The sequence below is a fragment of the Marinobacter changyiensis genome, assembly GCF_009193265.1.
In the GTDB taxonomy this organism is placed as follows: Bacteria; Pseudomonadota; Gammaproteobacteria; order Pseudomonadales; family Oleiphilaceae; genus Marinobacter; species Marinobacter changyiensis.
Genome location: NZ_VZZZ01000008.1, coordinates 149553 through 161775 on the forward strand (window position 1 = coordinate 149553; position 12223 = coordinate 161775).

Here is a 12223-nt window from a genome sequence, read left to right on the forward strand (position 1 = left end):
AGGTCCGGGCGACAGGTGGTCCGCCCGGGGAGTCGCCTAGTCTGCCGCTCTACCTGACATCAGAGTGTTTTCATCACTCTTTCGGCCGCTTCGATGGTCTGGGCGATGTCGTCTTCGGTGAGCACCGAGCACGCAAAGCCAGCCTCGAACGCTGAGGGTGCCAGATACACACCTTCCTTGAGCATGCCCTGGAAGAACCGCTTGAAACGCTCGATATCACAGGCCATGACCTGAGAGAAGCGGGTCACACTGGCTTCACTGCTAAAGAAAAATCCGAACATGCCGCCAACGCCCTGAACAGCAAGGGGAATGCCGGCTTTGTCTGCCGCTGCCTTGAAGCCGTCACGCACCGCCGCCGTTTTTTGGCCCAGCTTCTCATGGAAGCCGGGTTCGGTCAGGGCTTCCAGCGTTGCCAGCCCTGCGCACATGGCCAGCGGGTTTCCGGACAGGGTGCCGGCCTGGTAAACCGGGCCCAGCGGCGCGATGTGTTCCATGATCTTGCGTTTGCCACCGAAGGCGCCCACTGGCAATCCACCACCGATGACCTTGCCCAGTGCGGTCAGGTCCGGGGTTACGCCATAGTGGCCCTGGGCCCCGCCAAGGGCCACCCGGAAACCGGTCATGACTTCATCAAAAATCAGCACGGTGCCGTGCTCGTCACAGACCTCCCGCAGTCCCTCGAGAAAACCAGGGACCGGGGGAATGCAGTTCATGTTGCCAGCAATCGGCTCGACGATAATGGCGGCAATCTGGTCGCCCATTTCCGCAAAGGTGTTGCGTACGCCTTCAATATCATTGAAATCCAGCGTCAGGGTGTGTTCCGCCAGGCTGGCAGGGACACCGGGGGAATTGGGCACGCCCAGAGTCAGGGCTCCGGAGCCGGCTTTAACCAGCAGGGAGTCCACATGGCCGTGGTAGCAGCCTTCGAACTTGACGATCTTGTCCCGGCCGGTGTACCCACGGGCCAGACGAATGGTGCTCATGGTCGCTTCGGTACCGGAGTTCACCATGCGGACCAGCTCGATTGAGGGCACCAGCTCGCAGACTTTCTGCGCCATGGTGGTCTCGATTGCGGTCGGGGCGCCGTAGCCGATACCCCGATCAATCTGCGCGTGCAGGGCACTGGTGATGCGCTCGTCGCCGTGGCCGAGGATCATCGGCCCCCAGGAGCCAATAAAATCGATGTAACGACGGTCGTCTTCGTCAAACAGGTAGGCGCCTTTGGCATGTTTGAAGAAAATGGGTGTGCCGCCCACGCCTCGAAAGGCGCGGACAGGGGAGTTTACACCCCCGGGAATGTATTTCTGGGCTTGTTCAAACAGGGTTTCAGACTGGGTCATAACTTGGGACTCCCGTTCATAGGCTGGTTTCAGGCGCTCAGGATGCCGGCGTCTGGAAGTAAGGATGGCAGCGGTGAAAAAGCTCCGTAAAAGAACGCGCCTGGTGCTCGATGTCGTCGGCCTCAAACAGGCCACCGACGACAGCCAGGAAATCGGCGCCCGCTTTGATGAGTTGTGCGCCATTTTCAAGGGTGACACCACCAATGGCAACTACAGGTACATTCAGGGATTTGGCGTTGGTGAGCACGGATATGGCTGCTGGTGGCGCCCCCGGTTTGGTAGCGGACTGAAAAAATCGGCCGAAGGCAACATAATCTGCGCCCGCTGCCACTGCTGTGCTGGCGAGCTCCAGCTTACCATGGCAGGTCGCGCCGATCAGGGCGCTCTGACCGAGTCGGGTTCTCGCTTCATTCAGGTTGTCGTCTGTCAACCCGAGATGGACGCCGGATGCCTGACACTCCAGGGCAAGCTGTGGACTGTCGTTGATGATCAGCGGTACCCCGGCAGCCTGACATATTTTCTGTAGTTCCATGGCCAGTCGTCGTTGTTCAGAGCCGGAGTTGATCTTGTCGCGGTACTGCACCAGCGTAGCACCGCCGCGGATCGCTGCGGCCACGGCACTGACGACGCTGTCACCTGGCAGCAGGGTGCTGTCGGTTATGGCGTAAAGCCCTGGCACCATGCCCTTGACGAAAACCGTCATTTCGGCTGCCAACGGGAGATGCGGTCAGGCACGGGCTGGCCCTCGCCAACTTTCAGTGCATCCTTAATGGCACCGGATACAAACTTTTGTGCCTGCTCGATAGCCTTGTCGAGCTCAAGGCCGGCAGCCCGCCCCGCGGCAATCGCAGCCGCCAGGGTACAGCCGGTGCCGTGAAACTCGCCGTCGTAGTCAGCGCCGACCCGGTCGATGGTCCATTCAACGGGCCCACGGTCGGCTCGAAAAAGCGTATTGATAATGTCAGGACCCGTGCCGTGGCCTCCCGTTGCCAGAACGGCATTACACCCATTTTTCAGCAGTTCTGACGCCGCAGCGCCGGCGTCTGGCGAGTGTCCGAGAGCAGCCAGTTCAATGCCATTGGGGGTTATTACGTCCGCATGGGGAAAGAGCTTTTCCCGCATCGCCGTAATCAGGGCTTGATCGGCCAGGTCACCGCCCCCGGCCGCTTTGATGACGGGGTCAACGATTAGCGGAATGTCCGGGTGGATCGCAAGGAACTCCAGCAGTACATCAACAATGGCAGAATTTCCGAGCGCTCCGGTTTTAATGGCGTGAATTGGGGCATCGGCGGCCAGGCAGGCCAGCTGGTCCGCTACTAACCCGGCATCCACCGGAGCCGCGTTGTAGACATTACGGGTGTCCTGCACCGTCAGGCAGGTCACTATGGGTAGCGGATGACCGCCGAGTGCCGTCACTGTTTGAATGTCAGCCTGTATGCCTGCCCCCCCAGACGGGTCGAGGCCGGAAAGTATCAGGACCTGAGGGCGTTGATGCAGTTTGATGGCGCGCACTCCCGTGTGAATATGAGGTATTGGATAGATCTGATCAAAAGGGTTTTACGGTCGCCAGAATTACTACAGCAACCAGCACCAGCACTGGCATTTCGTTGAACCAGCGATAGAAAACGTGTGACCTCCGGTTCTGGTCATTCTTGAACACCCGGACCAGATAACCACAGTAGCAATGATACCCGACGAGCAGCAGCACCAGCAGCAGCTTGACGTGCAACCAGCTCTGGCTGAAGTAACCCTGGACGTTATAGCTTATCAGCCAGATCCCCAGGATAACCGTTGCGATCATGGAGGGCGTTGTTATGCCGCGGTAAAGCTTGCGCTCCATAATCTTGAAACGTTCCCGGCCTGGTTGGTCCTCGCAGGCGGCGTGATAAACGAACAACCGCGGCAGATAAAAAAGGCCAGCAAACCAGCACACCATGGCAATGACGTGAAAGGCTTTTACCCAAAGCATAGTGATTCCCGGTTTGTTGCTGTGTTGAGTGGTCTATTTCTTTCGGTACTGGTAGTAATTTTCGATGTCCGATTTTAGCACCACACCGTAGACTCGCTGAATGGTTGGTGCCACATGCCGCTGCACATACAGAGCTTCAGCCAGCGTGCTGTCAAACTCATTCAAGGCTTCCTCAAGAGTCGCCTGATATTGTACGGGTGCAACGTCTTTTCGATTTGCCGGTATCTCCATCAGATCGATCAGGGTGTCCGTGGAGCCCTCGTCCTCACTTTCCGGCGCCTGAGGGGTGGGGAAGTCATCGAGATAGCGGGCCAGGTCAACCGAAGGCAATATGGAGGTGGGGCCGTGGTTACCTTCGACAACCAGCCATTTGGGCTCGGATTTCAGAATGTCCCGGGCCTGTTTATAGGATAGCCGCCGGTCTGTCCTGAGAATACTGCGCTCCATAATGGCGCCAACGGATACGCGCCTCAGAGCCTGAATGATCGGCGAGTTCTGGTAGCTCAACCCCTGGCTTTTGAGCACCGTGAGAAAGACCGATTTTTGCCCGAATACCTCGCTGGCGATCAGGCTCGACGTCGTGATAATCAGCATGGCCGGGAGGATGATGTGGGAGTTTCGGGTCAGCTCCAATAGCGCCATCAAGGCGGCTAGCGGGGCTTGCAGCACTGCGCCCATCATCGCGCCCATGCCGAGCATGGCATAGAACCCGACTGATGAGGCGAGATCCGGTGCGAAGTTTGCCCCGATCAACCCCATGGCGCCGCCAAGCGTAGCGCCAATAAACAGGGTGGGGCCAATGACGCCGCTGGGCATTCCCAGGCCAATGGTGACCGCAGTAATGACGAGCTTGGCCACGCCAACCCCGAGCAACAACCAGAATGGCAACTCATTATTGATGGTGCCGTTGACGGTGTCGTAGCCGATGCCCATGACCTCCGGAACAAGAATGGCGAAGGGCACCATCAACAGGCCTGCAACAATCAGCCTCAGAAGGACAGGCTTGTGGTGATAGCGCCCGCAGAACGCCAGTAACTGAATAAAGGCGGCAGCCGCCACCCCGATGACAATCGCGATGGCAAGAATCCAGGGGATTTCCATCAGCGAATTCATGGTCAGAGCAGGTACGCTGAAAGAGGGCTCCGACCCGTAAGCGGCCTGAGTAACGACCGCAGCACTGACGGATGACAAGATGATGGGGGTGAAGCCGGCAATGGTGTATTCCATCATTACCACTTCCATGGCAAAAATGACGCCAGCGATCGGAGTATTGAAAGAGGCTGAAATGGCCGCCGCGCAGCCGCAGGCTACCAGAGTGCGGATGCTGTTGTTGGGCAGTCGCATCCATTGGCCCATCAGGCTGGAAAACGCAGCGCCAAGGTGCACGGCCGGGCCTTCCCGACCGGCGGATTGGCCGGTGACAACGGTGCCCACTCCCACGATAAACTGAACAATAGCGCTGCGAATCGAAATGTAGCCCTGGTGATAATTCAGGCGCTCCATGACATGGACGACCCCCACTTTTCGATCCGGAACGGCCAGACGATGCAGAAACAGCCCGAGAGCAATGGCGCCCAGCAGCGGCAGTAATCCCCGGGTTACCCAGCCAAGATTCTCGAACGCTTCGGAGTCGTGGCCCGGCAGGAAGTATTGGAGCGGCCACTCGATAGCAAATCGAAACAGCAGAATGACACCCCCGGTAAATAACCCGGACAGTAGTCCGAGCAGTGCCAGTTGGGGTAAGGCATCAACATCCGAGAGCCGGCGCCGGAACATGGGAATCAGGTTATCGATGAGCTTGAGCCTGAATTTTCGCATGGGGCCTGACGATAAGGAGTTAGGTTTTGTTCTAAATGGTTACGAGCGTACCGCATTGTAACTGTTGGGGGGCTGGCCGCAATAAGTCCTTGGTTTATCATGGTAGACTAGCCTTCTGTGTTAAACACGGTTAAATCAATCAAAGGGCTGGCAGCCTCAGGTTTGTCTGGCCTTGATAAGCATTGCAAATATGGAGCGGTCGGTGATTAAAGTAGGCATTGTCGGTGGCACCGGGTACACCGGTGTGGAGTTATTGAGGATCCTTGCAACTCACCCTGACGTTGAAGTCCGGTGTATTACGTCGCGCTCGGAGGCCGGTTTGTCCGTTGCCGAAATGTACCCGAATCTGCGCGGACACTTTGACCTTGCTTTCAGTGAGCCTGATCCGGAGGTCCTTGCCGGGTGCGACCTGGTGTTCTTTGCAACGCCTCATGGCGTAGCCATGCGCCTGGTGCCTGACTTGATAGCCCGGGGCACCCGGGTAGTGGACCTGTCCGCAGATTTCAGAATAAAGGATCTGAATGTCTGGGCGAAATGGTATGGCATGCCCCACGAGTGCCCGGAATGGGCTGCCAGGGCGGTTTATGGATTGCCGGAGGTGGCCAGAGAGGAAATCAGGAAAGCAGCGCTTGTGGCCAATCCCGGCTGTTATCCGACAGCTGTTCAGCTTGGCTTTCTGCCGTTGCTGGAAGCCGGTCTGGTAGATGCCCGGCGGTTGATCGCCGACGCGAAATCCGGTGCCAGTGGTGCGGGACGCCAGGCCAACGTTGGCATGCTGCATGGAGAAATTGGCGAAAGCTTTAAAGCTTACGGCGCGTCTGGCCACAGGCATCTGCCTGAAATTCGCCAGGGCCTGCAGGCCGCAGTAGGCAGTGAAACGGCAGGCGTGACATTCGTACCGCACCTGGTACCGATGATTCGCGGGATCGAAGCGACCCTGTATGCGGAGTTGAAAAACCCATCAGATTTTGACCGGCTGCAAGGGTTGTACGAGCAGCGCTATCAGGATGAGCCGTTCGTTGATGTGATGCCCTTTGGGAGCCATCCGGAGACTCGCAGTGTGCGGGGGGCCAACATGTGTCGCATGGCGCTTCACCGACAGGAAGACAGCTCCATGGTTATCGTCACCTCGGTTATCGATAACCTGGTAAAAGGTGCGGCCGGTCAGGCAGTACAGAACATGAATATCATGTTCGGGCTGAACGAAACCTGCGGCCTTAACGCCCCAGCTTTTTTGCCATAGGCCGCCGGCGTGAGTGATGACAGAAAAGCCGGCGAATACGTCGTTATACGCCACAAGCCGGGTTACCGCCTGCGTCGTACTCTGATATTGCTGGTGTTCTCTGTTGCTTCGGCAGTGGGGGGGTATCTCATTGGCACGACAAAAGATGGTTTTCGGCTCAGCAATGTCTCCGAGGCGCGGGATTATCTCCGCGGCGAACTGGAGGGTGTGCGGGAACGACAGACGGGTATGCAGCAGAAACTGATCAACCTCCAGCGTGGGCGTACGATTGATCAGCAGGCCCTGAACCAGACGCGACGCACCATCGCTGCTCTGGAAACCAAAATTGCGGAGTTGGAATCGGACCTTACGTTCTACAAGAATATTATGGCACCGTCTGAAACCAGCAAGGGGTTGCAGGTCGATCGCTTTAATCTTCAGGCTGCAAGGGAAGAACGCACCTTTGGTTTTAAACTGGTACTGACTCAGATCGGGGGCAACAAAAATTATATATCCGGCATGGTGGCGATTAACGTTATTGGTACCCGGAATGGTGAAAGAGAATTGGTGGCTTTGCGCGATCTCTCGGAAGATATTGACGACCTCGGGGTAAAATTCCGGTTCCGGTATTTTCAGGATGTGGAAGGGCGCATGATTTTGCCTTCCGATTTCGAGCCGGTAGAAATACAGGTGGTGGCTCAGGCGCAGGGGCCGAAATCGACTCAGGCTGAACGTACATTTGACTGGCGTAAACTGACGGAGAACTAATAATGCTCGGCAAGAAAAAACAGAAGCCCCGCCGTCCTACCGGCCACTTTGATACCTTGATTTCCGGTAAAACATCGGTAAGTGGAGATCTCCATTTTTCCGGCGGGCTTCATGTGGATGGTCGAATATGCGGCAAGGTGCTGACGGAAGACGGCAGCGAGGCCGTACTCAGGTTGTCTGAGGCCGGTGAGATCGAGGGCGATATTGTTGCTCCTCACGTTATTATTAATGGTACGGTGCGGGGGGACGTATACGCCAGCTCACACCTTGAGCTCGCGGCCAAAGCCGCGATACACGGCAACGTCTATTACAACCTGATCGAAATGGCGATGGGGGCTTCTGTGAATGGCAACCTGGTGCACCAGAAAGAACCTGTAGGTCTTTTGGCCCAGGCCAGTCCCTCGACTGAGAAGGTAATGGCATCTGCAGAAAGCTTCACACCTGAACGAAGTGATGCAATTGACGCGGAATTGGCAGTAAAGGAGTAAGCTGAGAATAGTTGAATGTTTTGGTCGGGAATACGATAATCGATTCGTTATCCCATATTGACGTCTGGAGGCAAGATTGAGTGTTGTTCAGGAACAAATGCCAACCCCGCTTTTCTTTAGTGAAAGCGCGGCGGCAAAAGTAAGGGAGCTGGTTGAGGAAGAGGAAAATCCTGAACTCAAGCTGCGCGTGTTTGTCACGGGGGGCGGCTGTTCAGGGTTCCAGTACGGTTTTTCGTTCGATGACAGTCAGGATGAAGAAGATACCGTGATCGAGCGTAACGGAGTGGCGTTGCTGGTCGACCCTATGAGTTATCAGTATCTCGTGGGGGCGACCATTGAATACCAGGAAGGTTTGCAAGGTTCCCAGTTTGTGGTGCAGAACCCCAATGCGAGTTCGACGTGTGGTTGCGGGTCATCCTTTTCTATCTGACTTCAGCTCAGTAACCCGCCATTATGGCCAGTAAACCGCCCCCAGTACTCTGTTCCCGACAGCTCCGGTGACTTTCGGTAAATTGCCGGGTTGCCTGAGCATAGTCTGGCGGGCGAGCCAGGCAAAGGCCGTGGCTTCCACCCATTGAGGATCCAGTCCGAGTTCCTCCGTGGAATGTACTGGCCTCGGGGCACACGCGCGGACAAGTTCATTGAATAACTGTGTGTTGTTTACTCCCCCGCCGCACAAATAAATATGCATGTCCGGTGACTGCGGTAGTTGTTGCGCAATCGTCATTACGGTTAACTCCAGCAGCGTACGCTGGACATCCGCCGGTAAGACCTCCTTGTGCCTCGCCAGTACCGTTTCAACCCATTTCAGATTGAATTTCTCCTTACCGGTGCTTTTCGGTGAGGGTTGTGAGAAGTAGCCGTCGCTCAACATATCGCTCAGCAACGCCTGGTTAATCGTGCCTTCCGCCGCCCAGCGACCATTCTCGTCAAAATGTCGACCCGTGTGGTGGAGGCACCAGGCATCCATCAGCGCATTACCCGGACCGGTGTCGAACCCGCTTGCCTCATCGGGAGCATCCCCCGGCAGCCAGCTGAAATTCGCAATGCCGCCAACGTTGACGATGCAGCGGTCGCGCCCGGCTTTGCCAAAAAAGGCACGATGGAATGCGGGTACCAGGGGCGCACCCTGACCACCCGCTGCCATGTCTCGCCGGCGGAAATCGGCAACCGTGGCGATACCTGTGCGCTCCACGATCAGGTTGGGGTCGCCCAGCTGCATTGAAAAAGGCGCCTGACTCTTAGGCTGGTGACGTACAGTCTGGCCGTGACTTCCAATCGCCGCCACATCCTCTGCGGCGAAATTACCTTTTTCCAGAACGCATTTTGCAGCCTCACCGAATAGACGGCCAAGCAAGTGGTCCAGCTCTCCTATCTCATCCGGAGTACCGTGATTCTTGCTGACACGATCCAGGCGCTGGCGGAGTTCATTGGGGTAGGGAAGCGTGCAAGTGGCGTGAAGATTTACAGATTGGTCCGAAAGAGACACCAGCGCGGCATCAATACCGTCCATGCTGGTGCCCGACATAAGTCCGATATAGGCGTCTCGCTCCATATCACTCACCCCTTGCGAGCGTGAGCCGTCCGGATTCCTGATAGGTTTCAAGCTGAGCCAGAAGTGTATTAGTTGACATCTTGAACCGGTCGAGCTCCGCCTTGGCAATCGGCGCGGCGTCCGGAAGCTTTACCGTGGCAGGGTTTCGGTGCGTACCATTGACCCGAAACTCATAATGCAGGTGAGGGCCGGTGGCAAGTCCCGTTGAGCCGACGTAGCCGATGACCTGGCCCTGTTTGACGTAAGTTCCTGAACGAACACCTTTCGCGAATCTGTTCATATGCGCATAGAGCGTCGTGATGTTGGTTCCATGCTGAAGAACAACAGCATTGCCATAGCCGCCCTTACGTCCGGCGTGAATCACCTTGCCCTGGCCGGAAGCTTTAATCGGTGTTCCTGTTCTGGCCCCATAGTCCGTACCTTTATGGGCTCGAATGGTATTCAATACCGGGTGCCGGCGATTCAGATTGAAGCTTGATGATATACGGGCAAAATCGACGGGTGTGCGAAGGAAGGCTTTCCGCATACTGCGGCCCTCCGGCGTGAAATAGTCGCTTACGCCATTCTTGTCAGTATAAAAAACAGCTGCCAATTCCCGGCTACGGTTGTAAAAGTTGGCAGCCAGGATTTTGCCATCGTCAATCTTCTCACCATCCAGATAAAGCTCTTCGTAGACCACACTGAAGCGATCGCCTTTGCGGATGTCCATGACGAAATCGATGTCCCAGCCGAAAATGCCAGCTAATTCCATAGTGAGCTTGTCAGTCAGCCCGGCCTGTTGCCCGGCGCCAAACAGGGAACTGGCAATTTCGCCCTCTGCGTAGCGGGTGCGAACTTCAGGCTCCTTCATGACTTTCTTGCCGATGAAACCTTCATCAGTTTTATCGATCTGTAGCGACTCCAGACGGGAGCGCTGAAGTTTGATGCCAACCAGTTCGTCACTCTGATCAGTCGCGAAGGCAATGCTTTCACCGGCATAGAGCCGTTGAAGCTTGGTGGCCTCCCCTTCGCCATGTATTACAGATAGCATTAGCCCGTCGTTGAATCCGGCTTTTTTGAACAGGCCCGATAACGTGTCACCGCTTTCGATTTTATATTCGGTCCAGCTGGGTTCTGGCTGTTCGGGTTCGTCAGCTGGGGCCGGGACTTCAGCAACGGACGCCGGGGACACCTGTTCGGGCGTCACATCAGCTGCCACCGAAGCGCCTTTATCTTCCGGCGCAGTCGGCGTCGGCGGTGTGGGCGTATCACCATTCGACACATTCGTTTTGATCACTTCTCCGGATTCAAGGTCCAGAGAAACGGACATGCGTTTGGCCTCAACGTCTGCACTGGGACTGAAGATCATCGTCGTGCCGACAACCGCACTGATAACAATGGCGGCCGCGAGGTGGGTCTTGGGGAAAGTTTTTAGCACGTTACTAACCTGTTTTAGTCGTTACGTCTGTAGGTTGAACAGCCTAATTAAAGTCAGTTTCAAGTATAGAGCAACCGGTAAGGTATAAAAAGTGCTCTTAGCTGTATGGACTTCGCGACAGACCGCGGAATTTCGTCAAGCACTTGCTATAATGCACGCCTTTCGGCTTCCGGGCTGTTTGTTTATTAAACAGTGTAAAATGTACCAGTCTTTGGAGTAACGCACAGCTTTGTTTTGTTGAGCTGTGTAACGATCCGCTCCCTTACCCCGATCAGGAGATAGTTGTTCATGTCATCAGTTGAAGAGGCGCTCGCCATTATCAAGCGCGGTGCAGATGAGTTGTTGCCTGAGGATGGGTTGGTTGAAAAGCTGAAACAAGGCCGACCGCTGAGGATCAAGGCCGGCTTCGACCCTACCGCGCCAGATCTTCATCTGGGGCATACGGTTCTCATTAACAAGCTTCGACAGTTCCAGGATCTTGGGCATGACGTTATCTTCCTTATTGGAGATTTCACCGGAAAGATTGGCGATCCGACGGGTAAGAGCGCTACGCGACCGCCGCTGACCGATGAGCAGATAGCCATCAATGCTCAGACGTATAAAGAGCAGGTGTTCAAGATCCTGGATCCCGCCAGGACGCGGGTTGTATTCAACTCGGAGTGGATGAGCAAGCTGACCGCTGCCGACATGATCCGCCTGGCCGGGCAGTTCACCGTTGCGCGTATGCTCGAGCGTGATGATTTCGACAAGCGCTATCGTGCAGAGCAGCCGATAGCTATTCACGAATTTTTGTACCCATTGGTTCAGGGCTACGATTCCGTAGCTCTGGAGGCGGATGTGGAGTTGGGCGGCACTGACCAGAAGTTCAATCTTCTTATGGGTCGCATTCTTCAGAAAGCATACGGCCAGACACCGCAGGCCATTTTGACCATGCCGATCCTCGAAGGGCTCGACGGCGTTCAGAAAATGTCGAAGTCGTTGGGCAACTATATAGGAGTCAATGATTCGCCCGGGGAAATGTACACCAAGCTTCTATCAGTGCCGGATCAGTTGTTGTGGCGGTATTTTGAGTTGTTGAGCCTGAAGCTAATGGCTGAGGTTGCCGAGTTCAAGCGAGCCGTCGAGGGTGGGGCAAATCCCCAGGACTATAAGAAGGTGCTTGCAGAAGAAATTATCACCCGCTTCCATAATGAAGAGGCAGCGCTGTCAGCGCACAACTCAGCTGGTAACCGGGTGGCCCTCGGGGCCATTCCTGAGAATGTCCCGGAAATACAGGTTTCGCTGGAGGGGAGCGACAGCTTGCCGATCGCCTCGGTGCTACGACTGGCGGGGCTGGTCAAGAACGGTGCTGCAGCAAAAGATGTCCTGGGTCGTGGTGCGGTCTTCATTAATGGTGCGCAGGCGCCCTCTGACAGAATGTTCAGATCAGGGGAGGAGTGTGTTCTGCAGGCCGGGAAGAAGAAGATTGCACGGGTTGTGATCACTAATTAAACGCTTTTGAGGAATTTTCGGGTTTTCTTCAAAACCCCGTTGACACTGAGGTGGGTGTCTGTAGAATGCGCATCTCGCTTGGGGGACAAGGCCGGAAGGGCCAGCCGCCAAGCGGGTGTTAAGCGGTTGAATTGGTTATTATTAAACGATTCAAA

The 12223-nt window shown here is 55.8% G+C and carries 12 protein-coding genes; 5 read left to right on the top strand and 7 right to left on the bottom strand.

Translation table 11 applies throughout. The features are described from left to right. Window positions 1-59: 59 nt before the first annotated feature. From hemL to F6Y09_RS19450, 5 genes are all read right to left on the bottom strand, one after another. Window positions 60-1340: a glutamate-1-semialdehyde 2,1-aminomutase gene (gene hemL, locus F6Y09_RS19430; RefSeq protein ID WP_152208601.1), complete on the bottom strand. Its 1281-nt coding sequence runs from the start codon at window positions 1338-1340 to the stop codon at window positions 60-62. Between the two features lie 37 nt (window positions 1341-1377). Next, window positions 1378-2043, bottom strand: coding sequence for a thiamine phosphate synthase (gene thiE, locus F6Y09_RS19435; protein ID WP_152208602.1), 666 nt, complete (start codon window positions 2041-2043; stop codon window positions 1378-1380). Then, window positions 2040-2816: a bifunctional hydroxymethylpyrimidine kinase/phosphomethylpyrimidine kinase gene (gene thiD, locus F6Y09_RS19440; protein WP_152208628.1), complete on the bottom strand. Its 777-nt coding sequence runs from the start codon at window positions 2814-2816 to the stop codon at window positions 2040-2042. Before thiD ends, thiE begins: the two co-directional genes overlap by 4 nt. Before the next feature lie 70 nt (window positions 2817-2886). Then, window positions 2887-3315, bottom strand: coding sequence for a protoporphyrinogen oxidase HemJ (hemJ, locus tag F6Y09_RS19445; protein ID WP_246180610.1), 429 nt, complete (start codon window positions 3313-3315; stop codon window positions 2887-2889). Between the two features lie 27 nt (window positions 3316-3342). Next, entirely contained in the window at window positions 3343-5127 is a 1785-nt protein-coding gene (locus F6Y09_RS19450) for a chloride channel protein (RefSeq protein WP_152208604.1), read from the bottom strand. Between the two features lie 202 nt (window positions 5128-5329). Between F6Y09_RS19450 and argC the strand changes: the two genes are divergently transcribed. From argC to erpA, 4 genes are all read left to right on the top strand, one after another. After that, complete coding sequence (gene argC, locus F6Y09_RS19455) at window positions 5330-6370, top strand: N-acetyl-gamma-glutamyl-phosphate reductase (RefSeq protein WP_152208605.1); 1041 nt, start codon at window positions 5330-5332, stop codon at window positions 6368-6370. A 9-nt stretch (window positions 6371-6379) separates the two neighbouring features. Then, window positions 6380-7117, top strand: coding sequence for a DUF6776 family protein (locus F6Y09_RS19460; protein WP_152208606.1), 738 nt, complete (start codon window positions 6380-6382; stop codon window positions 7115-7117). Window positions 7118-7119: 2 nt separating this feature from the next. Further along, window positions 7120-7605, top strand: a complete 486-nt coding sequence (locus tag F6Y09_RS19465; RefSeq protein ID WP_152208607.1) for a bactofilin family protein — start codon at window positions 7120-7122, stop codon at window positions 7603-7605. Window positions 7606-7702: 97 nt separating this feature from the next. Next, window positions 7703-8035: an iron-sulfur cluster insertion protein ErpA gene (gene erpA / locus F6Y09_RS19470; protein WP_218944208.1), complete on the top strand. Its 333-nt coding sequence runs from the start codon at window positions 7703-7705 to the stop codon at window positions 8033-8035. 21 nt (window positions 8036-8056) lie between these two features. Here the strand turns inward: erpA and F6Y09_RS19475 are convergent, their stop codons facing one another. Further along, window positions 8057-9160, bottom strand: coding sequence for an anhydro-N-acetylmuramic acid kinase (locus F6Y09_RS19475; protein ID WP_152208609.1), 1104 nt, complete (start codon window positions 9158-9160; stop codon window positions 8057-8059). 1 nt (window position 9161) lies between these two features. Next, window positions 9162-10577 (bottom strand): OapA family protein, encoded by a 1416-nt coding sequence (locus F6Y09_RS19480; RefSeq protein ID WP_152208610.1) that lies wholly within the window; start codon window positions 10575-10577, stop codon window positions 9162-9164. Window positions 10578-10865: 288 nt separating this feature from the next. Here F6Y09_RS19480 and tyrS point away from each other — a divergent pair, with 288 nt between their 5' ends. Beyond that, window positions 10866-12068 carry a tyrosine--tRNA ligase gene (gene tyrS / locus F6Y09_RS19485; protein WP_152208611.1) on the top strand — a complete coding sequence of 401 codons (1203 nt, stop codon included), beginning with the start codon at window positions 10866-10868 and terminating at the stop codon, window positions 12066-12068. Window positions 12069-12223: the final 155 nt, after the last annotated feature.